We start from the raw sequence: 24,208 nt of genomic DNA on the forward strand, positions 1-24,208 counted from the left end.
GAAGGCAAGTATGATAGAATAGAAAAACATCTTGGAGACCGTTATGTAAGGAAAGGAAGAATGTTGGAATGCGGATGAAAAACCTGCTGCACTATACTGAGAACCACCGCTACTGCGTTTATCGGGAATTTGGCTTGAGCGCACTGGATGAATTGATGCTGGGAAGCGTCTATCAGCCGATGGTAGGCGCATTTGCGGTCAGTCTGTATCGACTGTTGTTTCAGCATGTGCCAGTCGGACAAATTGGTTATTCGCCGTTGGAACAGCAGCGTCGCCTTTTTCTGACACTGGGACTGGAGCCGAGTGAAAAGGGACGCAAGTATTTGATTGAACAGACCTCCAAACTGGAGGCCGTCGGTCTGTTACAGACGTCCAGGCTGTATGCACCCGAAACGGACGACTATATGTATGAATATGAGATGCAGCCGCCGCTCGCACCTGCTGAATTTTTCAGAACACAGCATCTCACCCTTTTGTTGAGAGACAAAATCGGTAAGTTTGCAGTGCTTTCTCTGAGAGAATCATTGTGGAGCAGAGAATCTAGCGAATGGTCGCAATCTTCCTATAATAAAGAGAATATTTCGATTCCATTTTATGAGTTATTTGAACTGAATACCCATGTTATAGATTATGAACTGGAGCAGGCGCTGTCCGAGGTGTCCACTAGCCGTCAGACTGGACCACTTGCGTCAGAATCGGAGGAAGCATTGAATTATGCAGATATTATTCTCCGTTTTCCGCGTGAATCTGCCAATCGTAAGCACGTGGAACGTCTTCGGTTTGAGCACGAGCAGTTAGGCATGGTCAATTACGTTGTTCGCAAATTTGATCTTTCTGTACAGGATATTAGCCGATTGCTGGATGAGGACGGTATTTTCACCGAAGCAGGCGACTTGTTGCTCGATGAGCTTCAGCTTCGGGCTAGCCAGCACTCCAGACAGGATCGGAAGCGTCAGGAGGAGCAGCAGGTGCAAGCCGCCAAGGTAGTTGCTTTGCGCCAAAGGGAAGCTTCCACATCTGAAGAGCCGCCTGCAGAACAGGCTGTGGAAATGGAATTTTATGTGGAGGTTCCACCACAATTCACAGCCAAGTGTGACATTCACCAATATAATATGATGTTGCGCAACGAGCCTTATCGCCGTTTGCTGCAAACCTTTTTCCCCGGCACGGTTCCCGGTAACCTGCTGGATATATTCGAGAAAATTGATATCAGCTATAAGCTGCCAGGTGAAGTCATCAACGTGCTGATCCATTATTTGATGTCACTGCTCGTATCGGGGAGCGATCAGCGGATTAACCGCAACTTTGTCGAGGCTGTTGCTTCCAACATGCTGCTTAAGCAGGTAAACACTTACGAAAAAGCCGTTCAATATATAAGGGATCAAGCCAAGGTAAAAGGAAAACAGTCCTCTGCTTCTCCTTCCGGCGGCCGTTCCCGCGCATATGCCAAAAATAACGGGCCAGCCAAGCCATCCATTCCAATCGTTCAGGATCACCCTTCCGAGGAGTCTGTATCTGAGGAAGAATTGGATGAACTGCTGCGTCTGGCCGAACGAATGCAATCCGGTAAACAGAAAAAGGTGTAGGTGTCCATAACTCTGCACATTTTAGAAAGGAGGAGCGTTCTTGGAATCACTGGGTGATTTGCTACAGCAGATGCAGAACCCTTCGTTTCGCCAGCGCACTCGCAATGTAGCCGATCAGGTTCTAAATGATCCGCTCGTGCAGGAATTTTGTGCTGCGCATCCTGATGTGGACGAAACACAATTGCGACTCAACATGAGTATGCTCTTTCAGTATGCCCGGGATCGTCGAAATTGCGACAATTGTCCTGGGCTGGAACGGTGTCCTAACGATTTTCAAGGCCATTATTGCAAGCTGGGTGTGGAATATCCGAATGGAACTGCTGAAATTGTAGACATTCGGACCCCATGTGCGAAGCAGATTGCTTCCCAACATGAGCAACGGGTGCGTGAGCGAATTAAAAGCTTTTATGTGGATGAACGCGCACTTCTGGAGGGATATAACGCCCTTGAAATTGCGCGTAAGGATTCACAGCGTATGCCTGCCGTCACACAACTATTCCGTTACATTGAAGAAACGAAAAGTCAGGGTCTATCCAAAAAAGGACTGTATCTGGAAGGTACGTTTGGTACGGGTAAAACTTTTTTGATGGGCTATCTATTGCACGAGTTGGCCCTGTCGGGTCTGAACGGTGTGATCGTGTATATGCCTGATTTTGTGGAGGACTTAAAGTCCATGATCCAGGATGGGCAGAAGCTGAAGGAAACGACCGAAATGCTCAAAAATTGTGATCTGCTCGTATTTGACGATATTGGTGCCGAAAATTTAAGCCCGTGGGTACGGGACCATGTGATGGGTTCCATACTGAATTACCGAATGAATCGCAAACCGACCTTTTATACTTCCAATTACTCATTGCAGGGTCTGGAGAAGCATCTCAGCTTTACGAGCAAGGACGGAGAGGAAATGTACAAGGGACAACGCTTGATGGACCGGATTCGTCCTTTTGTAGATGTCATTACCGTAAAGGGAAAAAATCAGCGGGGGTAAGCGTTTTTCCGTCTGCTATTTTGATATCTTACAATTAAAAGACTATTGTGATATAATTAAAAGGTGTCGAAACAGACATTACAGGTTATAATAATCTTGACTTTTCTATAAAGGAGGAACATACAATGGCAATTGTTAACGTGTCCGATCAATCCTTCAACGCAGAAGTCGAAGGCACAGGAACCGTTTTGGTTGATTTTTGGGCGCCATGGTGCGGTCCTTGCAAAATGATCGCTCCTATTCTGGAGGATCTGTCCACAGAAGTTGGCGACAGCGTCAAAATCGCGAAGGTGAACGTGGATGAAAATCCAGAGTCTGCTTCCCGTTTCGGCGTGATGAGTATTCCTACCCTGATCGTTTTCAAAGACGGACAGCCTGTTGATAAAGTGGTAGGTCTGAACTCCAAAGAAGCGCTGAAAAGCATGCTTACTAAACACCAATAATCATCGCATGTGACCCATGCTCCCACGGGGGCTTGGTGGAGCGGCCATGAAGGTCAATGCCTCCGGTTATAAATACCGGGGGCGTTTTTGTGTATTATTCCTATATATTATAAGTAGAGTTAGTTGAGTAGTCATTAAGAATGGAAGGAGGAACCGGGCGAATGAAACCTTATGCGGAGGACTTGCAGAATCAGGAGAAGGCGCTAGAGAACATACGGCACAAATTAGCGTTACTGCCGGATGCATCAGGCTGTTACCTGATGAAGAATAACGAAGGCACCATTATTTATGTCGGCAAGGCCAAAGTGTTGAAAAACCGGGTCCGTTCCTATTTTACAGGTAGCCATAACGGCAAGACGCAGCGACTGGTTTCCGATATCCGTGATTTTGAATATATCGTTACAGGCAGTAATATGGAGGCGCTCATTTTGGAGTGCAACCTCATTAAAAAGTATCAGCCACGCTATAACGTGCTATTGAAGGATGATAAAACCTTTCCGTATTTGAAAATTACGAACGAGGCACACCCAAAGCTGGAGGTAACCCGTCGCGTTCTGAAAGATAAAGCAAAATATTTTGGACCGTACCCCAATTCCTACGCGGCACATCAGACGAAGAAGCTGCTGGATCGTATGTATCCGTTACGCAAGTGTGGTGTGATGCCCAAGGAAGTGTGTCTGTATTATCACATGCATCAATGTTTGGGGCCTTGTGTGAAAGAGGTCGAGAAGGAAACGTATGACCAGATCGGCCAGGAGATTGGTTCCTTTTTGAGCGGGGGACATGAGGAAATTAAAAAGGATCTTCAGCGTAAAATGCAGGAGGCCGCAGAGGAATTGTACTTTGAGCGGGCCAAGGAGCTGCGAGATCAGATTATCAGCATCGACGCGATGATGGAAAAGCAGAAAATCACCACATCGGATGCGAAGGATCGAGATGTATTCGGTTTTTCAGTAGATAAGGGCTGGATGTGTGTACAGATTCTATATGTCCGCAAAGGTAAAATGATCGAGCGTCATATGTCGACTTTTCCTTTCTACGGTGAGGCTTACAGTGATTTTATGTCCTATGTGACGCAATATTATAGTGACAACCCGGCAGTGCCGCAGGAAATATTGCTGCCGGATTCTCCTAAGCTGATGCAGGCGGAACAGGTCAATGTCGATCAACTGGTTGCAGCAGAAACTGCACTCCACAGTGCACCTACAGCCGATGTTACCGGACAGACAGATGAGAAAGCGATACAAACGGAGACAGAGCGTTCTGCAGACTCACTGCTGGTGGCTGAAGAACGAGCAACTTATGCAGCAGCAACCAATCAAGATCAAGCTGGTGACCAAGATGCCGAGATGAAGGAAACAGAAACTCAACTATCCGGTGGACTAGAGGACCCGAGTACGGCGGCTCTTGCTCTGGCTGAATGGTTGGATGTAAAGGTACTTGTACCGCAGCGTGGACTGAAAAAGCAAATGACAGGCATGGCGACGGAAAATGCACGTGTTGCTTTGGATGAGAAGTTTAAGCTGATCGAGCGGGACGAGGAACGGACATCCAAAGCCGCAAGCAATCTCGGACGTGCCATTGGTCTAGATAGCTTGCACCGGGTGGAGGCGTTTGATAACTCCAACATCCAGGGCTCCGATCCAGTCTCCGCCATGATCGTGTTTATTGATGGCAAGCCTGCCAAGAAGGAGTATCGAAAATATAAGATCCGTTCTGTGCAGGGACCAGATGATTATGAAACGATGCGTGAGGTTATTCGGCGTCGATATGAACGTGTGCTTAAGGAAAATCTGGAATGTCCCGATTTGATCGTTGTGGATGGTGGACGTGGACAAATTAAGGCGGCGACCGATGTACTGCAAAATGAGCTGGGTTTGTTCATTCCTGTGTGTGGTCTGGTGAAGGATGCCAAACATAGAACTTCCCAACTATTAGTGGGAGAGTCCTCTGAGGCCGTGACACTTGCACGCAACAGTGAAGAATTTTATCTGCTGCAACGGATTCAGGACGAGGTTCACCGTTTTGCCATCACGTTCCACCGCGAGCAACGCGGCAAATCTATGGTAACTTCCCGGCTGGACTCTATCCCGGGCATCGGCGAGAAACGGCGTAAGTTACTGCTTAAGCATTTTGGATCACTCAAAAAAATAAGAGAGGCCAGCGTCGAAGACTTCCGGCCTCTCTCTATTGGGGATAAGCTTGCGCGTCAGATTATAGCTGCCCTTCGGGAGGAGGAGTCGTAGAATACGGCTCCTCTTTTTTTTAGATTATAGAATTTATAAAATTCCAGCAGAGCTGAATAATTCTATAATCGCAAGAAAAACTTCCGCTAAGCGCGGTCTTGCTTCTGTGAAAGTACGTCGATAGTTGTTTCTCTTACAGGTTCAAACATAATTCGATTTGGCTTTTTAGGACTAAACCAATAAATGATGTAACCCACAATGGCTGGAAGTAAGATCCAGAATAGACCAGCGCTCACATTCACAGTATCTCCCAGACTCATCACACTAAGTCCCATTAGAATGCTGTCAAAAATAACGTGGCTGAACATGGCGGCAATAAAGCCGTAACGCAGGAACACAAAACTAAACAGCAAACCAAGAAAAGTCAGCTCAATAGGTCTGGAAATCACCGGATAGATCGGATAAAGCGTATGTCCCAGTGCCCAAATCAGCGTGGTGATCAGACAAGCAACAAAAGTATTTTTCACTATTTTTTTGACCATCGGAATACCAAACAGACGGTAGACGGTCTCTTCCCCAATACCTGCCATCCAGGCCATAATCGGCAGTAGCCATGGATAAGCCATATTGTAAGGGGATTGCGTGGCATCTGTTGTGGAGAATGTATTAAATGTGCGCTCCAGTATAAAGAATAAAATGGATTGTACCCCGAGTAAAATAAAGGCCCACAAGTAGCCAACATACATACTGCGAAGCACATACAGCCCGTAGCCCGGCTCTTTCGCACGTGGCCATGCATTCAGCCCAACCTGACGCATAAGCCCGTCACCGCCGACCAAGGAGAAGTAGAGCGCTACAGCCATGAAGAAGGTAACACCAATCTGGAAAACCATAAGAAATATAAGCATGCCTTTACCGCCTGCTTCTGCTTGCAATAAAGGCAGCATGTTCATTGTCCCAGCAATACTAGCAATAAAGTATACAACGGACAGAACAATACCACGTACAAATGAAGTATGTCGTCGGGTGAGTGACGCATACACAATGGCAAGTACACCCAGCACAAAGCTAAATAGGGCATAACCTGCATAGGTCATCCAATTCGCCCAAAATGTTTGCTTTTTAACATAATCGGTATAGGACGACGGGGCCGAAAAGCTTTGGCTGAACGATCGAACATCACCGTCTTCAAAAGTAAAGGCCAATGTAAGTACCGAGGCGCCGATTTTTTTATCGTCTACGGTATACTTTAATCCACCTTCACTTTCAGTGGTTGCGAGCTTCAAGTCTGACGGCTTAAAGCCAAAGCGTTTGACCCATACTGCTGCCGCCTGCTCCTTGGCTTCGAGCGTCATGCCGTCCTCAGCCACACGTATAAGCCTGTTACGTGCTTGTTCATCCGTAGAAATATCAGCCTGTGTGTAATTGGTGCTGGAGGTGATCCGTTTAAAGCTAACGACCTTCCCAGTGGATAAATCTACATGAATTTGCAGTTTGCTCTTCGCTGAGGATTCAGGCAGATCGACCCGAAAGGTTTCGTAAGGGTAATTTTTCTTCCATGTACGGTCGTACTGTTGAAGCAGTTTTTCTCTAGATAAATAACCGTACAAATCAGTTTCGGCCTGATAGGTCACGACAGGCTTCTCTGGCTGTGATTCAGTATAGCCCAGCTCGGAGCGGGCGAAGTCCAATGCGTGTATGACCGCTGCTTGTTTGCTGATGACCTTTGCGTTCATTACTGATTCTGGATTCGGATTGCTAAGCGAGGGAATAAGCAATTGAAAGATAAAAAAGCAAATCAGGCCAATCCCGCCCAGCAAGCCTAATTTTTTGAAGTTGGCCGTGAGCACGACCGGTTTCCCGATAGGATTCATGAGTTTCCTCCTTAATCTGTAAATAAGAACATCCATTAAAGATATCATACTGCACAGGTTCCCGCCAACAGACCTGCGATATTCATGAGAATGGAGTGAAAACACTTTAAAGTTTCAATAAAATAAGATAAGCTGCGATTAAACGATGTCCATTCGCAAAATAAAGCCAATTTCACGTTTTTTCGGCGAAATCGGTTTTGTGATCTGGATATAGAAGGATTATAATCTTGAGGCAATGCCTATGAAATACATAGGTAATGATATACATTTGGGCCGAATTTCTATGGGAAAACGGGGGAACCATGTTACTGGGGTGAATTTTACAGCCGGTTCTGAACCGGAAGTGTAAATAGGGCATACTGTGCTGCCCGAATCCGTCAGCTAACCTCGTAGGCTGTGAGCAGGGACCAAGTCAGGCACTCGGTTTTCCGGTGTCTTTTTTTATGTGTATATGTGCGTGTAAAAGTTTGCTGAGTTAAGGACGCTGCGCGTTCCATTTGATCTTCCGATCACTGTTGACTCTGAATTTTATTGAATTAGGAAACCCTAATAAGGTTAAAATTCAGAGTCAGTTTATGCTTACGAAGCGAGCTTTCCTGCGGAAAGCTTTCGGTCGAGCGCTACCGCTTCTCCAGATTCAAATAGACCGCTGCGCTGCTGCGTGCCTTAAAGTCACCAAACGTTTCATAAGGTAGTGAGGTATGAAGTAGTGAGTATTGAAAGGCAAAAGTATCCCGCTTTGCGGATACTTTTCTGTTTTATATAAGAACGGACGAAAGAAACTAAAAAGAGATTGGTGATTTTATGAGCTGGCAGTAGCGAAGGGGGCAGAATTGTTCTGAAGAAGCGAAGCGTTTGCCTTTATCTCCGGATTTTAACCATTAAAGGGGTTATACAATCAAAAAATCCGGGGATAACAGCAATCGGAAGAATAATCTGCACCCGTAGCGATCTCCAAGCTCATAATTCACCAAGTAGGAGAAGTGATGAATAGATGAATCCCAATGCAAGCTGGCTCCGGCTTTCTCCACCGCAGATATTTGTTGCGGGCTTTGCCATTATCATTCTAATAGGTAGTTTATTGTTAATGCTGCCAATCTCCAATACAACAGGAAAGCCACTTGCGTTTATAGACGCCTTGTTTACTGCCGCCTCTGCGACCTGTGTAACCGGGCTTGTCGTAAAGGATACCGGCCTCTTTTTTACCACTTTTGGTCAAGTTGTCATCGTTGCACTGATCCAGATCGGTGGTCTTGGCTTTATGACCATGGCTACCTTGATTGCACTGGTGTTCAAGCGTCGGATTTCCTTGCGGGAGCGTCTCATTTTGCAGGAAGCGATGAATCAGACTTCTGTAGAGGGAATTGTCGGGTTAATCCGTAAGGTATTACTGTACTCACTGGTTATTGAAGGCGTATGCGCTACGATATTCTCGGTTCGCTGGTCCTTTGATATGCCTGTAGGCAGGGCGATTTATTTTGGGATTTGGCATGCCATCTCCATGTTTAACAATGCTGGTTTTGATTTATTCGGTGAATTTCGCAGCTTGACAGGTTATGTTTATGATCCGATTGTTAATTTTACCGCAATGTTTCTGATTATTTCTGGCGGCATTGGCTTTGTAGTGATGTCAGACCTGGCAGAATATCGCAAGCGCAAGAGACTGTCCTTGCATACCAAGGTGGTACTCAGCATGACGGGCGCTCTGATTGTAGTCGGCACGCTCGTGATTTTTGTATTTGAATTTACGAATCCCAAGACACTTGGCTCGCTTGATTGGGGTGGTAAACTGCTGGGGTCTTTATTCCAGTCCGTTACCCCCCGTACCGCAGGTGCCAATACACTGGACATTGCAGGCTTGCGGCAGGCTACGCAGTTTTTTATCATCATACTTATGTTTATTGGGGCTTCTCCTGGCTCCACTGGAGGCGGGATTAAGACCACAACATTCGCGTTGCTCATTGGAGCCGTGATTTCGATGCTGCGGGGGCGGGAAGATATTGTACTGTTCAAGTACCGACTTGCGCAGGGACGGATTTACAAGGCTTTGACCATTACACTGCTGGGGCTGCTGTTCGTGATCGGGGTGACGATGATTTTGTCGGCAACTGAAGATCATCATTTTCTGATGATCTTGTTCGAGACGGTGTCTGCTTTCGGTACGGTTGGGCTGTCGATGGGGCTTACACCTGATTTGACAGTCATAGGCAAGCTGGTGATTACCCTGACGATGTTTGCAGGTAGACTGGGACCACTCACGCTAGCTTATGCACTGGGGCCGAAAAAGGGTAAAGAATTATATCGTCATCCGGAAGGCAAAATGATTATAGGATGAATCATTTCAAGATATGTAGTATACATTTCGTGGGTTTAATCATTTATGAAATTGATTCAGATAAGGGAGTTTTCGAGTAGATATGAAAACGCAGCAGTTTGTAGTTATTGGCTTGGGGCGGTTTGGCTCCAGCCTGGCTTTGCAATTGGTGGATATGGGGTGCGAGGTGCTAGGCATTGACCGAAATGAGGATGTTGTAGACAGTATGAGTGAGATGTTGACACATACTGTCGTGGCGGACGCTACCGATGAAGACTCGTTGCGATCACTGGGCATCCGTAATTTCGATTGCGGCATTGTTGCTATTGGTGATGACATTCAGGTAAGCATCCTGACCGCTATTTTGCTGAAGGAGCTGGGTGTGAAAAAAGTCGTAGCCAAAGCCATATCTGTGCTGCACGGGCGTGCGTTAGAAAAGCTCGGTGTGGACCGGATTATTTATCCAGAACGGGACATGGGTATCCGGGTGGCTCACCAGCTAGTCACGCCTAATTTGCTCGATTATTTGGAGTTGTCTAAGGAATACAGTATTGTGGAACTCAATGTACCTGCATGTCTGAACGGCAAAACGCTTGCAGAGCTAAATGCTCGCACCCGCTTTGGCTGTAGTGTCGTGGCGCTTCATACGGCGAACGGTATCCTGATCGCACCGACGGCTATGGATCGGCTAAAAGCAGACGATATTATGGTCATCATCGGCTCAAATGACAATATCGGCCGCTTTGAGGATGAGGTTGTTAATGTCAATGAAGAGGATTAAACCCTCTACACCATACGGTAGCCTGCAAACGACGCACGTGTCTCGCTAATCCAGCGTCGTGCTGTGGGCCCGAGATCGGTCGTCTCCGAGTAAATGAGGGAAGTCGTTCGGCGTGTCTCCTTCAAATCGGGCAAGTACAATGCAGTGAGTCCATTATCCCGCAGCAGTTCGCTACGCAAATAGGATTTGGGCAGCAAGGCGGAAGCCTTACAGGTTGGGAGCAGGCGTACAATCGCCTCGAAGGAGTCGATTTCCATGCGGATATCCGGCATGATGCCGCTGCGCTGGAACAAGTCATCCGTCAGACTGCGGTACCAGGTTCCTTTGGAGAAAATAATCATCGGCAATCCTTGCAGATCTTTCATCGAGGCCGTTCCTGTCTTAACGGTTAATTCATGTCCAATGGGAACAACGAGCTCCAAATGATCATCAAATAGCGGAATGCAACGCAGTCCGACTTCATGAATGGCAGACCCGACAATACCGGCGTCTGCTTTTTTGTCACGTACAAAGGCGACGATTTCATGGGTTTTACCGGTGAGCAGCTTCAGTTCGGTTTGAGGATGCTTGCTCATGAAAGCTTCGACGAGGGTAGGCAGCGTCGTTTGGAGTGTCGTGAGGCTTGCGCCGAGTGTAAGCATACTCTGGGCTTCATTTTTGTGCTGGGACAGCTTTTGTAAAAAGCGAAGCTGTCGTTGCCGTTGCTCTAGCGCGAATGTATAAACAAATCGGCCAGTGGACGTAATTTCGAGCCGTTTGCCCCGACGATCAAAGAGATTCACACCTAGCTCTTCCTCCAGCTTGGCAATTTTGCGAGACAGGGCAGGTTGGGACAGATTCAGCAGTTTGGAGGCTTTATTCAGGCTGGACTGCTCGACAATGACGGCAAAAGCGTTCAAATCCTCAAACAAATCATCCACTTCCTCTCTATATGCAAAAAAGACATAATAATTAATACGTATATTGCAATTCCATTATAAGCCGAAAAGGAGTAACATGAAAGCGACACAAGATGTTCACACTTTTGTTTTTCCTAATAAGGGACACCTTGTTGGACATTTCCTGTCGGGAACTGTCATTTTATATGTTATATTACTATTGAAAACGCTATTATTGGGAGAAGGGAGCATGACCTAGATGAGAGGATTTTATTCCAGAAAGCTGCATTCGCTTCTTGGCGTCATTCCGTTGGCTCTATTTTTTGTTGAGCATTTGGTGACGAACTTCACAGCGGTGGAAGGCGGCAAGGAAGGATTTAATCGCAGCGTGGCCTTCCTGAATGGTTTGCCGCTGGTTATTGTGCTAGAAACGTTATTCATTTACTTGCCATTACTGTTCCACGGGATTTATGGCTTGTATATCGCTTATCAAGCTGATCCGAATGTCAAAAGGTTCGGCTATTCACGTAACTGGCGCTTTTTGTTCCAGCGTATTTCCGGCGTCATTACGTTTGTATTTATTATCTGGCACGTATACGACACACGCTTTCAGGTGGCTCTGGGTAATGTAACCCATGAGGAGCTAGGCGGCGTCATGCATGGCATCGTGACGAACCCGGTTTATTTCATTTTGTATCTAATTAGTGTCGTTTCAGCATCCTTTCACTTTGCTAACGGACTGTGGGCATTTATGGTCAGTTGGGGGATTACCGTGGGACCACGTGCGCAAAAAGTATCTTCTTATATTTGTATGACCCTGTTCGTGGTGGTGTCTATCGGCTTCATCGCTTCCCTGCTTGCATTCCGCAGCGCGGAATTTCAGGAAACGGCAACTGCCTTGGTGCAATGCAGCGCTTTTAAACAGCTACTGTAAATGAGTCATATCCATTATACATTGTGTTGAGATTCTATTTTTAAACGTAAAAGGGGATTTGGTTAAAATCCTGAAAAAAAGGAGTGAGCAGAAATGGCAGCATCCAACATTATTGTCGTGGGCGGCGGTCTGGCAGGTCTAATGGCTACGATCAAGGCGGCAGAGGCGGGAGTTCACGTTCATTTATTTTCTTTGGTTCCGGTCAAAAGGTCCCACTCCGTTTGTGCTCAAGGCGGCATCAACGGTGCGGTAAATACCAAGGGCGAGGGAGACTCCCCCTGGATTCACTTTGATGATTCGGTCTATGGCGGGGACTTCCTGGCCAACCAGCCTCCGGTAAAAGCGATGTGCGAAGCGGCTCCGGGGATCATTCATCTCATGGACCGCATGGGCGTCATGTTTAACCGGACACCGGAAGGACTGCTGGACTTCCGCCGCTTCGGCGGTACCCAGCATCATCGGACCGCCTTTGCTGGTGCGACGACAGGACAGCAGCTTCTGTACGCTCTCGATGAGCAGGTACGGCGCTGGGAATCTGCGGGTTTGGTGACCAAGTATGAAAACTGGGAGTTTTTACAGGCTGTACTGGATGATGAAGGCATCTGTCGAGGGATTTGCGGGCAGGATTTGCGTACGATGGAAGTGAAGACTTTTGCGGCGGATGCAGTTATTTTGGCATCTGGTGGCCCCGGGATTATTTTCGGTAAAACCACGAATTCCGTCATTAATACGGGCACGGCTGCCGGTGCGGTGTATCAGCAAGGCGTACGCTATGCGAATGGTGAGTTTATCCAGATTCATCCGACGGCTATACCAGGTGATGACAAGCTGCGTCTCATGTCCGAGTCGGCACGGGGAGAGGGCGGTCGTATTTGGACGTATAAGGACGGTAAGCCATGGTATTTCCTCGAAGAAAAGTACCCGGCTTACGGAAATCTGGTCCCTCGCGATATTGCGACACGTGAAATATTCAGTGTGTGTGTTGATGATGGACTGGGTATAAATGGCGAGAACATGGTCTACCTCGATCTGTCCCACAAGGACCCGAAAGAGCTGGATGTAAAGCTGGGCGGCATTATTGAAATTTATGAAAAATTCGTCGGTGACGATCCGCGCAAAATCCCGATGAAAATATTCCCGGCTGTTCATTATTCAATGGGTGGTATGTGGGTCGATTACAATCAGATGACGAATATACCGGGCTTGTTCGCGGCTGGTGAGTGTGAATTCCAATATCACGGTGCGAACCGTTTGGGTGCGAACTCGTTGCTATCAGCCATTTACGGCGGGATGGTGGCTGGACCTAAGGCTGTAGAGTATATCAAAGGCTTGAAAAAATCTGCACAGGATATAGCTACCTCCGTATTTGATGCGGCAGTTAATCAGCAGACGGAGAAGTATGAGCGTATTTTGCATATGGACGGAAAAGAAAATGCCTATGTTCTTCACAAAGAGCTGGGCGAGTGGATGACGAACAACATGACTGTGGTTCGTTATAATGACAAGCTGGAAGCTACGATTCACAAGATCAAGGAGCTGAAGGAGCGTTATTCTAACATTAACATCAATGACGCTTCGCGCTGGAACAATGCGGGTGCGGCGTTTACACGGCAACTGTGGAATATGATGGAGCTGGCTGAAGCGATGACTAAAGGTGCGCTACTGCGCAACGAAAGCCGCGGGGCCCATTACAAACCAGATTTCCCGGATCGCAACGATGAGGATTTCCTGAAAACGACGATTGCGGACTGGACACCGGAAGGACCACAAATCTCGTATGAAGCGGTGGATGTTTCGCTGATCAAGCCGCGTATTCGGGATTATTCCAAGAACAAATAAGGGAAGGGAGTGTATTTAGATGTCGGAGCAAGCAGTGAAGTCGAATAAAACAGTGAAGTTCGTTGTGACCCGTCAAGCTGATCCTAAAGCCAGTCCCTATACGGAAGAATTCGAATTGGCTTATCGTCCGGGGATGAATGTGATTAGCGCGCTGATGGAAATTCAGCGTAATCCGGTGGACAGCCATGGGAAAGAGACGGCTCCGGTGTGCTGGGAGTCGAATTGCCTGGAGGAAGTATGCGGAGCATGCTCCATGGTGATTAACGGCAAGCCGCGTCAGGCCTGTGCAGCGCTCGTCGATAAGCTGGAGCAGCCGATTACGATCGCGCCGATGAGCACGTTCCCAGTAGTTCGGGATTTGGTCATCGACCGCAGCCGGATGTTTAATGCGCTCAAGAAGGTCAAAGCGTGGATTCCGATTGACGGTACCTACGATCTGGGCCCTGGTCCAAGAATGGCAGAGAAAAAGCGTCAGTGGGCGTATGAGCTGTCCAAGTGTATGACCTGTGGTGTCTGTTTGGAAGCTTGTCCGAACGTCAACGAAAAGACGACGTTCATTGGACCTGCAGCGATATCTCAGGTTCGCCTGTTTAACAGCCATCCGACAGGGGAAATGAATCAGGAAGAGCGGCTGGAGGCGTTGATGACGGACGACGGGCTGGAAGGGTGCGGGAACTCGCAAAACTGCGTACGCTCTTGTCCGAAAGGCATTCCGTTGACAACTTCTATTGCCGAAATGAACAAGGAAACGACCAAGCATATGTTCAAACGCTGGCTGACTGTATAGCACTGGACAGCGAATAGATTATGCCCAAACAGGCTTTTTCTCAAACTGGAGAAAGCCTGTTTTTTGCGCTCAGGAATGATGGAGGGTAACATGGAGGAAGGAGCGCAGGATAGCAGTTATGGTATAATTATGGTATTGTGTATCGTTTTTGGAGAAAAGGAGGCTGGGCAGGTGACTGTGCAACCGATAACGAATCGACCTGTCACTAGGTCGGATGTATTGAAGGGATTAAAGGATCTGGGAGTTCGGAGCGGCATGACATTGCTTGTTCACTCGTCGATGCGCAGCTTTGGACGCTTTGTTCCAGGCGGGGCCTCGGCCATTCTTGCCGCGCTAACCGAAGCAGTTGGCTCGGAAGGGACGCTGGTGATGCCGACACAGTCACATGACTTGACTGATCCCTCGACTTGGATGAACCCGCCTCTGGATGAGTCATGGTGGGAACTGGTACGCGAGGAAATACCCGCTTATGATCCGGCCTGGACGCTGACCGGAGGGATGGGCGTCATTGTAGAAACGTTCCGTGGCCTGCCGGGAACCAAGCGTAGCGGGCATCCGCATGTTTCTCTGGCGGCACGTGGACCCGCAGCTTCGGAATTACTGGCAGATCATCAGCTCGACTTTGGACTGGGTGAGCATTCGCCCTTGGCGAAGCTGTACGAGGCAGATGCCTATGTACTGCTGTTGGGCTGCGGACATGACAGCAACACCTCCTTGCATTTGGCGGAATATCGAACAGCCTACAATGGACGTGAAGTGATCACCCATCAAGCTCCTATGAGGGTGGATGGAGCAAAAGCGTGGGTATCTTTTCAGGATTTTAATATTACCTCAGATGACTTTGAGAAGCTGGGACTTGATTTTGAACGGGACTGTCCCTCAGCTTTTACACGGGTGAACATTGGGGAGGCTTCATGTTTTTTCGCGAGGCAACGTGATTTGATAGACTATGCGGAGCAGTGGTTGTCCACCCATCGCTAAAGCTTCTGGACGGTAAGAATTCAAATAAGTGAGATCAAGGAAATAGATCGCAAGGGGGAACGCATATGGAGAAGACGCCGCACACCCGCCGCGAGAGTCAGGATGGCCCACATCAGGGGGCCGCTATCCCTCCCGGTTCTTCGCGGCGTTCCATTTCAAATGAACCAGCCAATCCTTCGCGCCGCCATTTTCTGAAAAAAGCGGCTTTAGCCACAGCCGGAACCGCGCTTCTGGCTGGAGGATATGCTTCCTTATGGGAGCCTAATCATTTGGAAATTACACGCTTCAACTTGTCTATCCCTCGTCTTCCGTCTGCTTTTGACGGAATCAGGGTTGTACATTTCAGTGATGTGCACTTGGGCTTTCACATGGATGAGCAGGATCTACGCGAGCTTGCGGACCGTATAGCAGGTCTGAAGCCGGACTTGCTCTGTTTTACAGGCGATATTGTAGATGACTATGCAGTATCCATGAAGGCTGCTGTTCCAGTTATGGCTTCGATGCACGCCACACTTGGCAAATTTGCTATTCTGGGCAATCATGATTATAGAGGCTTACCAGCCGGAGTTCAGGAATTATATCCGAAAACCGGATTTACGTTGCTGAGAAACGAGCATGCGATTATAGAGCGCGCGGGGCAGCGTGTAGCCATGGTTGGTTTAGAGGATAACATTATGGGCAAGCCCAATCCGCAGCGTGCCATCCACGGACTACCTGATGAGATGTGCAAGCTCCTGCTGATGCATGAGCCGGACTATGCAGATGTGGCAGCGCAAATGTCCTTTGATCTTCAACTGTCGGGGCATACGCATGGAGGACAGGTACGCTTGCCGGTGATTGGAGCGCCGATGCCACCTCCGGGTGGACGCAAGTATATCCAGGGATTATTTCATGTAGGAACGGAGAGAATGCCGCTGTATGTCAGCCGAGGCATTGGCATGACACATCTGCCGATTCGCGTGCTGTGCAGACCGGAGCTTAGTGTCATTACGTTAAAATCCAGCCAATAGGCCATGATCTTTTTTTCATCTTTATCATATATGTTGGAACTACATAAAGATGGCTTGAATGTAGTGTATAGATGTAGTCGTTTCGGACAAAGGAGTGAAGTTCAGATGGATCGTATTGCTGTCATTTCAGATATTCATGGCAATTGGCCTGCCTGTGAGGCGGTGCTGGAGGATATTGCTTCCCGAGGCATTAGGCGTGTGTTTTGTTTGGGGGATCTGATCGGCAAAGGGCCTAGCCCGTGCGAGGTTCTGGATGCTGTCCGTCAACGTTGTGAAGTGGTCGTGCGGGGGAATTGGGATGAGCTGGTTAGTATTACGGATGATCTCAATTTTAGCTGGCAAGCCGAACGCTTGGGGGCAGAACGAGTGCAGTACTTGGCACAGTTACCGTTTCATTATGATTTCAGAATGAGCGGACGCCGTATCCGTCTGGTGCACGCCTCGCCGCAAAGTGTGTATCACCGTGTGCAACCATGGGATGAGCCGGAAAAAAGGCTTGCCATGTTCGATCCGTTAGCAGAAGAAAATGGAAAAGTTGCTTTTGCTCCGGATGTCGTGGGATATGGTGATGTGCACAATGCTTTTATCCAGCATTTTCAGGGAAAAACACTTTTTAACGTCGGTAGTGTCGGGAATCCGTTGGATGTTACGCAGGCTTCCTACTGCATTTTAGAGGGGGAGATGGGAGAGGAGCAGCCTACGTCCTTCTCCATTCATTTTGTACGTGTACCTTATGATATAGAACTGGCGGTAAAACAAGCGGAGGAAGCTGCTGTGCCTTCTTTGCCGTATTATATTCGAGAGCTGCGTACAGGAATTTACCGGGGGATTCAGGATCTGGATTAAGTATGGAAACATTCATTTCTAAAGCCAATCCATCCGCAGGAGGGAACATTGTGCTGACCAGAGAGATGCTTCGTCTTGGGCTACCGGAGCTATACACCCGTCGGGTCCGATTGCGCCAGCTAAGAACGGAGGATTATCCCGCGCTGGAACGGATCCTATCCGATCCATTGGTGATCCAATATGTGAATCGAATTCGCAAGCCAGTCTATGCACGAATGCGGCGCCTAGTTGCGCAAATTAAAATATCTGCGGATTCACTAGATTCGCTGCATTTTGCGGTAGAATGGCATCAGAGAAATACAGGAGAAAGCAATCTACTTGGTGAATCCAATGAGCTTACCTCTTCACCGTTGCTCGGTATCGTCTCTTTTCAGCAATGGAATGAAAGAACGGGTGAGGCGCAATTGGGCTATATTCTGGATCGTCCTTTTTGGGGACAGGGGCTGGCTACAGAAGTGGTAGGAGAAATGCTGAATTTTGGTTTCGGATCTTTGAAGCTCAAGCGGATTGAAAGTCGTTGCCAAGAGGATAATCAGGCTTCCAAGCGCGTGCTTATGAAAAATAAGATGCGCCTGCTGCGTACCATTGGTGCCTATGATCCCTCAGGCGAGGTACCGAGTGTATTGGTATTTTCGATGACCCAAGGGGATTATGCATAGAAATGGCAGTGGAATATTTTGTTACAAAGATGAAATATAACTGCAAAACAACTCTAACACAGGACGGGTACAATACAGACATGACCCCCTTTTGAATAATATATGTTGCTGGGCCCGATGATTCGGGTCCTCTTTTTTTTGTTTCTATAATTAAGGATAATACGGACTGGGCAGGTCTTGTCTGTATTTCACTTTGTTACAAAAATGAAACATAACTGCAAAGTTACTTTAACATAGAGTGGGTACAACATAGATATGACTCCCTTTGAATTATATATATTGCTGGGACCCGAAGCTTCGGGTCCTCTTTTTTTATGACTCATAGGAACGGTTCAGGCTGCTTACTAGCTCTGGAAGCCATTCATTTAGGGAGAGAAATGAGTACCCCTCTGACTGGGCTTTGGACGTATCCATGTACCACGATTGTGTAATACCGAATGGAGACATGTGCTCGTCTGCTGTTTTTTCTTTCATCACAGCTTGTTTTCCTGTTGCCTGCTCAATGATCGAAATGATCTCTCCAATCCTCACTGTACCGTCGGAGCAAGCATTTACAGGACCTGTTAAATGAGTAGACCCAAGCCAAAGCAGAAAATCTGCGGCTTCATCGGAACGAATAAATGAGATTTGTGCTGCGGCATTAGGTACTCCGATTTCTGTTCCTTCACGAACATGTTCGATATGAAAATGAAGCCTTTTCGTATAATCATCTGTTCCCAATACAATCGGAAAACGAACAGCGACTACAGGGAATGTAGCTTGTTGCATAAAAACTGCTTCTGCTTGCCGTTTAGCCTCTTGATATGTAAAATCGTCCTTCCCGCCCTTGCGAACCGGGTAAGCTTGAGGGTCAAAGATGCTCTCTGTCAGCACTTCCGGGCTCGAATCATAGACGGATAGGCTGGAGGTCACGATATACCTCTTGGCTTTAGCATCAAAAATCCGGCAGGCTTCGCTGGCTTCATCTGGAGAAAAGCAAATATTATCATAAACAACGTCCCACACTTGCTCACCTACCGCCTCAGCGAGCGCTTGTCGGTCGGTACGGTCTGCACAGATCCGCTGAACGCGGTCACCAAACGAATCGCTTGTTTGGCCTCGCGTAAGGATGGTAACGGAGTTCTCGGAACTCTCCAGCAGACGTTCCACCAGTCTCTTGCCAAAAAAGCGGGTTCCACCCAACACAAGTACCTTTTTCATACTTTAATCACTCCTCTGAAATGGTTTTCATTTATATTAAGATAGACGGACTAATGAATGTAAAAGATACAGGACGCAATGAAAAAGAGGAGGATCATATGCCATACGTAGAGATTCAGGATTTAGAAATGTATTACGAAAAAATGGGTACAGTTGCGGAGACAATGTGGCTTTATATTGTGCGGTGAAGCACCCTCAGATGTTCGCGACCGTTACGACCATAGGCTGTAGTGGAATCGCATGTCCTGAGGGGGCGGATGAATTTGAACCGGAGTGGCTCATCAAAAAAGAACGTTCATGCTTAGAGAGAAGCCGATCTTAATCAATGATTATATTCTTTCATTTTTGAACAAACATACGTTTCGTTGATCAAATCATTTGCATAGCGGTGGAGCACCGCCTAACCTTACTCCCCGAGAAGCTTCAAGAAATTGGCCGGCACCGTAATTTGCTGATTATTAATCATAATCTTCCGAAGCTCCTCTATGGAGTCTTCTTCACCTCTAGCGTCTTTAATCTCCTTAATTTCACGATGCAGCCGCTCCATTTGAAGATCTAGCGCATTAGCGGAATCCGCTGCGTTCTTTAATTCACGTGTCAGACTTTCGGGAACGGACTGGTTGTACTTATAAAAGATTTTATGCTCCAGGCTGGCCCAAAAATCCATCGCAATGGTTCGAATTTGCACCTCTACGCAGACTAGCTCCTCACAATCCGACATGAATACAGGAACTTGAACCAGCAAATGCAGGCTCTGGTAACCGTTCGGCTTGGGATTCTTGATGTAATCCTTAATTTCCAGTACCTTCAAGTCACTCTGTCTCTGAAGCATGTTACTGACATCATAAATGTCAGAAATAAAAGAGCAAGTAATACGCAAACCAGCGATATCTTTGATATGATCTTTGATAGCATCCAGCGATAGCTCGCTATTTTTACGAATCATTTTATTCATGATGCTCTCAGGAGATTTAAGGCGTGATTTGGTATGCTCAATAGGGCTGTAATCGTGCAATGCTTGAAATTCCTGCTTTAATATTTCAATCTTGGTTTCCATTTCGTCGAGCGCAAACTTATAGATGAGCATAAATCGCGTGATGTCATGTTTTAGCTTTTTGAACTTGTCCATAGGATCTTCCAAGTGCATATGTAATTCTCCTCACACATAGATGTCATAATCTTGCTAAGCGTTCGCCTTTGCAATGGAATTATTACCTTATAAATTACAATCCCCAACAATCCCATTGCAGCAGCGATCGTAAGATCAAATGATTTGCGGATTGGCGATCCCCACCTTAAATAAAATTTAAAGCGCCACAGGAATTTTACGTTTTTCTTTAAAATAGACCCATTCCCGGAAGCCGATATCCTTTAGCATTGCCTTTACTTCTTCCCAGTCATCGCCTACCCGCGAAGGCTTATGGGCATCCGAACCAAAAGTAACCTCCACACCAAAATGGTGCGCTCTTTCTAAAATAGAAGCAGATGGGTACCATCCGCCACTCAGCTTGGTTTTACCCGAAGTGTTAATTTCAATCGCCACATTGGATTCCGCAATTACCCGCAAGGTTTCATCAATGGCTGTATCGGCAGGAATGTCTGAAAAGGCAGGGAAGTTCCCCTTCATTGCGTCAATATGACCTAAAATCTGAAACATGCCGCTTCGCGCAGATTCCTGAATGAGCGCATAGTAGGCTTGTTTGACCTCGATTTTACGAGCGTCGCTTAATTTGTTCCAACGGTTACGGTTAAAAATGCTGTCCCCTTCGACATTGTGAATCGACCCAATGAGGTAATCAAATGGATAAGGAGCCAGAGTGGAACGATATAATTCAGCGAAATCAGGAAAATAATCCGTCTCCAATCCGAGCAGCACGTCAATGCGTCCTTCGTATTCCTTTTTAAGCTGTTGTACCTCTTCTACGTACTCAGCAAGCTGTGATTTGGCCATATAAATTTTAGGAAAAGCCTGATCCTGTTCGCTACATAGAAAGGGGGAATGATCCGAAATGCCAATAGCTTGTAAGCCAGATTGAATACCTGCTTCAATATAATCCCGAATGTTGCCGTCTGCATGACCGCAGCGGAAATGATGGGTGTGCAGATCAAATTTCATAGTCTGTCTTCCTTTCGTAACCAAGGTTTATATTTCGTATGGTGTTCATAGCGAATGACGTTATTCAGAACTGGTAAAATTCGTCTCCGGCATCCCTTTCAGATCGCTTAAAAATTGCTGCATGGCTGAGTTTAAATATCGGCCGGACTTATAAATCACCCCTACCGGGTGGCTAACATCCAACTCGGTAATGTGAATCATTTTTAATGTGCCTGCACGCAGTTCCGAAGTGACCGATAGTCTGGAAATAATGGCAGCCCCGAGATTAATTTCGACCATCCGTTTGACTTCCTCACTGCTGGACAACTCGATCACGACATGAGGCACGATTTGGTGCTTTTTAAATACATCATCCACGAATTTTCGTCCCACCGTATCGGGAGAGAGCAGAATCAGCGGGATTTCCCGAAGGGCTTCAATGGTAGCATGTGGTTGTGAGGCTAGCGGATGAGTAGGAGACACGACTAGCTCAAAGGAATCGTAGTACAGGACCGAAGTGCTTAAATTGGGATTACGTTCGATCAGATAACCGATGCCAACATCAATAAGTCCGTTCTCCACCTGCTGATAAATCATGGAGGAAGCCATGGATTGAATGGAGGTTTTGATGAGAGGGAACTGATCCTGAAAGTAGGAAAGCACGCGCGGTAAAATTTGAATAGCGATGGATGTTGTGGTACCCAGCGCAATGTGACCCTGCGGTGTTTCGTTTAGATCGTACAATTTTTGTCTTAATTCCTCAACAACCTCCAATATGCGCTCGGCGTGTTCCAAAAAAACAGCTCCCCGGTCGGTCAGGGTGACGGGCTGGTTGCGGTCAATCAGAATGGTTTTGAACTCATCCTCTAGACTTTTAATTTGGGCGGACACCGCCGGCTGCGTCAAATTGAGAAGTTCTCCGGCTTTGCGGAAGCTCATCGTTTTGGAAATCATGATAAGTGTTTCAAGTTGACTGATGTTCATGAAGTTCCTCCTCTCTTTTCTTAATCTTGTCGCAGCTGTATAGAATGAATATTTTTAGCCAATTCATAGGTTCATATGTAAAACCGTCGTTATGCTTTATTTCATTAAATTATAGGTTATTCGAGCAGGAAGGGCAATGAATCGAAGCAGAGCATCTTAAAGTGTGGTATATTGAGGAAATAAAGACTAAAGTCCTGATATCCTTCAAAAATAATCAGTTTAAAATCGGTAAGAAGTAAAGATATAGGACATTATTCACATTTTTTGTGGTTTAGCTATAAAAAATTACCGGACAGCTGTCGATAAGTGATAGAGAGAGCATTTTATTGAGGGTCGAAACGTTATGCAGTAATATTTACTTAAAAAATTCTAATTAAAATGGGACTTTTGTTGTATGTCTAAAAGCCCATCGTAAAGGGGCGCTTTGATCGTGAAGGCAGAAGTGATAAATCCTTTTTTGGAGTCGGCGCGACGGGTCATTGAACAATTGATCCAAGTATCTCCTTCACCCGGAAATCTTGGTGTGAAAAATGTCGAGCTGGTGGACGACCACATCTGGATTATGATCGGGATGACTGGACAGCTTAGCGGAAATATTGTGTTCGGCCTGAATGAACAGGTGGCGCTACGTATGGTATCAGCGATGATGGGTGGATTTGTGTTGACTGAAATTGATGAGATGGGAAAAAGCGCAATTTCAGAATTGGGCAATATGATTAGTGGTAATGCCAGTACGATTTTGTCCAGTCAGGGAATTGTCGTGGATATTACGCCTCCGCAGGTCATGAAATCAGAAAACTTGACCACTTTTGTGCCTCAGCGTGCCCTTTATATTCCGCTCACGGTGGAAGGAATCGGTGAGCTGGATATTCAGGTGATGATCTCTTAATATTAAAGGAGCAAGTTTCTTTAATGTGGAGGGATGACCGTGAGTATACTACAGGACAAGATAGTTGTGATTACAGGTGCATCTAGTGGGATCGGCGCCCTTTGCGCTCAGTTGTTAAGCGAAAAGGGCGCGATTCCTATTTTAACAGCACGCTCGCAGGAGCGACTGAAGCAAGTATCTGCGGGAATCAGCGACAGACATGAGCTTATCCAACTGGACGTCACCCGCCAGGAGCAGGTAGAGGCTGTTGCTGCACGAGTATTGGGACAGTACGGACGGGTCGATATATTGCTTAACAATGCGGGCTATGGAAAATTTGAGTATTTTAATGAAACCGATCTGACGGAGTTTGAACAAATGATGGACGTGAACTACATGGGTGTTGTTCGCTGCATCAAGGCGTTTCTGCCGCAAATGACGGAGCGGGGCCATGGACAGATTGTCAATGTAGCATCGATGGCTGGGAAAATCGGGACAGCCAAATCGTCTTCTTACACGGCCACGAAGCATGCATTGCTCGGTTTCAGCAATGCGCTCCGGCAAGAGCTGCGCGGGAGTGGAGTGACTGTAACGACGATTAACCCCGGGCCGATCGACACACCGTTTTTTGAGCTGGCAGATCCTTCAGGAGGATATGTTCGAAATGTAAGCTGGTTTATGCTACAACCAGATAAGGTAGCACGGCATATCGTAAGAGCGATGGAGCTTCGCAAGGAGGAGGTTAATCTGCCACGGTGGGTATCCCCTTTTCTCAAGCTGTATCAGTTAGCTCCCAGACTGACTGATAGGCTGGGTCATGGTGTGATGAATAAGAAATAAAAGATGTCCCGTAAGCCATTAGCTGTGGTGAGGGACATCTTTTATTTTTGTGATTTGGTAACAGGGCTATTTTCGCATATAATGGAGAGTAACGAATTTACGTATAGGGGTTGGA

21 protein-coding genes and 1 riboswitch are annotated in these 24,208 nt (G+C 47.0%); of the genes, 15 read left to right on the top strand and 6 right to left on the bottom strand.

Annotation, left to right across the window (positions count from 1 at the left end):
- Positions 1-68 precede the first annotated feature (68 nt).
- The 4 genes from AC5ELV_RS14735 (at position 69) to uvrC (ending at position 5,263) form a co-directional block, all read left to right on the top strand.
- Positions 69-1,586 carry a replication initiation and membrane attachment family protein gene (locus AC5ELV_RS14735; RefSeq protein ID WP_493430782.1) on the top strand — a complete coding sequence of 506 codons (1,518 nt, stop codon included), beginning with the start codon at positions 69-71 and terminating at the stop codon, positions 1,584-1,586.
- 40 nt (positions 1,587-1,626) lie between these two features.
- The gene (gene dnaI, locus AC5ELV_RS14740; RefSeq protein WP_493430783.1) at positions 1,627-2,574 is read left to right on the top strand and encodes a primosomal protein DnaI; all 948 of its coding nucleotides are present in this window, start codon (positions 1,627-1,629) and stop codon (positions 2,572-2,574) included.
- A 125-nt stretch (positions 2,575-2,699) separates the two neighbouring features.
- Positions 2,700-3,017 (top strand): thioredoxin, encoded by a 318-nt coding sequence (trxA, locus tag AC5ELV_RS14745; RefSeq protein WP_010347861.1) that lies wholly within the window; start codon positions 2,700-2,702, stop codon positions 3,015-3,017.
- A 161-nt stretch (positions 3,018-3,178) separates the two neighbouring features.
- Positions 3,179-5,263 carry an excinuclease ABC subunit UvrC gene (gene uvrC / locus AC5ELV_RS14750; protein WP_493430784.1) on the top strand — a complete coding sequence of 695 codons (2,085 nt, stop codon included), beginning with the start codon at positions 3,179-3,181 and terminating at the stop codon, positions 5,261-5,263.
- Between the two features lie 86 nt (positions 5,264-5,349).
- Here uvrC and AC5ELV_RS14755 read toward each other — a convergent pair whose 3' ends face one another.
- Positions 5,350-7,077, bottom strand: coding sequence for a CPBP family intramembrane glutamic endopeptidase (locus tag AC5ELV_RS14755; protein WP_493430785.1), 1,728 nt, complete (start codon positions 7,075-7,077; stop codon positions 5,350-5,352).
- Between the two features lie 261 nt (positions 7,078-7,338).
- A riboswitch (cyclic di-AMP (ydaO/yuaA leader) is annotated at positions 7,339-7,488 on the top strand.
- A 583-nt stretch (positions 7,489-8,071) separates the two neighbouring features.
- On the opposite strand from AC5ELV_RS14755, the gene AC5ELV_RS14760 reads away from it, so the two are divergent.
- Together AC5ELV_RS14760 and AC5ELV_RS14765 are read left to right on the top strand one after the other, a co-directional pair.
- On the top strand, positions 8,072-9,412 hold the full coding sequence (locus AC5ELV_RS14760; RefSeq protein ID WP_493430786.1) for a TrkH family potassium uptake protein: 1,341 nt from the start codon (positions 8,072-8,074) through the stop codon (positions 9,410-9,412).
- 82 nt (positions 9,413-9,494) lie between these two features.
- Positions 9,495-10,172, top strand: coding sequence for a potassium channel family protein (locus AC5ELV_RS14765; protein ID WP_028541455.1), 678 nt, complete (start codon positions 9,495-9,497; stop codon positions 10,170-10,172).
- A gap of 5 nt (positions 10,173-10,177) precedes the next feature.
- Here AC5ELV_RS14765 and AC5ELV_RS14770 read toward each other — a convergent pair whose 3' ends face one another.
- Positions 10,178-11,083, bottom strand: a complete 906-nt coding sequence (locus AC5ELV_RS14770; RefSeq protein WP_029518250.1) for a LysR family transcriptional regulator — start codon at positions 11,081-11,083, stop codon at positions 10,178-10,180.
- A gap of 226 nt (positions 11,084-11,309) precedes the next feature.
- On the opposite strand from AC5ELV_RS14770, the gene AC5ELV_RS14775 reads away from it, so the two are divergent.
- The 7 genes from AC5ELV_RS14775 (at position 11,310) to AC5ELV_RS14805 (ending at position 18,106) form a co-directional block, all read left to right on the top strand.
- Positions 11,310-11,984: a succinate dehydrogenase cytochrome b558 subunit gene (locus AC5ELV_RS14775; RefSeq protein WP_103050010.1), complete on the top strand. Its 675-nt coding sequence runs from the start codon at positions 11,310-11,312 to the stop codon at positions 11,982-11,984.
- 93 nt (positions 11,985-12,077) lie between these two features.
- On the top strand, positions 12,078-13,823 hold the full coding sequence (gene sdhA / locus AC5ELV_RS14780) for a succinate dehydrogenase flavoprotein subunit (protein WP_013311796.1): 1,746 nt from the start codon (positions 12,078-12,080) through the stop codon (positions 13,821-13,823).
- Between the two features lie 19 nt (positions 13,824-13,842).
- A complete protein-coding gene (gene sdhB, locus AC5ELV_RS14785; protein WP_013311795.1) occupies positions 13,843-14,610 on the top strand; it encodes a succinate dehydrogenase iron-sulfur subunit in 768 nt (255 codons plus the stop codon).
- A gap of 171 nt (positions 14,611-14,781) precedes the next feature.
- Positions 14,782-15,591 (top strand): AAC(3) family N-acetyltransferase, encoded by an 810-nt coding sequence (locus AC5ELV_RS14790; protein WP_493430944.1) that lies wholly within the window; start codon positions 14,782-14,784, stop codon positions 15,589-15,591.
- Between the two features lie 65 nt (positions 15,592-15,656).
- On the top strand, positions 15,657-16,601 hold the full coding sequence (locus tag AC5ELV_RS14795) for a metallophosphoesterase (RefSeq protein WP_307353299.1): 945 nt from the start codon (positions 15,657-15,659) through the stop codon (positions 16,599-16,601).
- Positions 16,602-16,706: 105 nt separating this feature from the next.
- The gene (locus AC5ELV_RS14800) at positions 16,707-17,447 is read left to right on the top strand and encodes a metallophosphoesterase family protein (protein WP_493430787.1); all 741 of its coding nucleotides are present in this window, start codon (positions 16,707-16,709) and stop codon (positions 17,445-17,447) included.
- Between the two features lie 50 nt (positions 17,448-17,497).
- Complete coding sequence (locus tag AC5ELV_RS14805) at positions 17,498-18,106, top strand: GNAT family N-acetyltransferase (RefSeq protein ID WP_493430788.1); 609 nt, start codon at positions 17,498-17,500, stop codon at positions 18,104-18,106.
- 312 nt (positions 18,107-18,418) lie between these two features.
- Here the strand turns inward: AC5ELV_RS14805 and AC5ELV_RS14810 are convergent, their stop codons facing one another.
- The 4 genes from AC5ELV_RS14810 to AC5ELV_RS14825 form a co-directional block, all read right to left on the bottom strand.
- Positions 18,419-19,306: an NAD-dependent epimerase/dehydratase family protein gene (locus AC5ELV_RS14810; protein ID WP_493430789.1), complete on the bottom strand. Its 888-nt coding sequence runs from the start codon at positions 19,304-19,306 to the stop codon at positions 18,419-18,421.
- Between the two features lie 406 nt (positions 19,307-19,712).
- Positions 19,713-20,453, bottom strand: coding sequence for a GTP pyrophosphokinase (locus tag AC5ELV_RS14815; RefSeq protein WP_493430790.1), 741 nt, complete (start codon positions 20,451-20,453; stop codon positions 19,713-19,715).
- A 159-nt stretch (positions 20,454-20,612) separates the two neighbouring features.
- Positions 20,613-21,422 (bottom strand): histidinol-phosphatase, encoded by an 810-nt coding sequence (locus AC5ELV_RS14820; RefSeq protein ID WP_028541459.1) that lies wholly within the window; start codon positions 21,420-21,422, stop codon positions 20,613-20,615.
- Between the two features lie 60 nt (positions 21,423-21,482).
- The gene (locus AC5ELV_RS14825; protein ID WP_493430791.1) at positions 21,483-22,385 is read right to left on the bottom strand and encodes a LysR family transcriptional regulator; all 903 of its coding nucleotides are present in this window, start codon (positions 22,383-22,385) and stop codon (positions 21,483-21,485) included.
- Between the two features lie 430 nt (positions 22,386-22,815).
- On the opposite strand from AC5ELV_RS14825, the gene AC5ELV_RS14830 reads away from it, so the two are divergent.
- Together AC5ELV_RS14830 and AC5ELV_RS14835 are read left to right on the top strand one after the other, a co-directional pair.
- On the top strand, positions 22,816-23,274 hold the full coding sequence (locus tag AC5ELV_RS14830; protein ID WP_061830098.1) for a chemotaxis protein CheX: 459 nt from the start codon (positions 22,816-22,818) through the stop codon (positions 23,272-23,274).
- 39 nt (positions 23,275-23,313) lie between these two features.
- The gene (locus tag AC5ELV_RS14835; protein WP_493430792.1) at positions 23,314-24,093 is read left to right on the top strand and encodes an SDR family NAD(P)-dependent oxidoreductase; all 780 of its coding nucleotides are present in this window, start codon (positions 23,314-23,316) and stop codon (positions 24,091-24,093) included.
- The last annotated feature ends 115 nt before the right edge of the window (positions 24,094-24,208 follow it).

Source organism: Paenibacillus sp. NMA1017 (assembly GCF_058895805.1).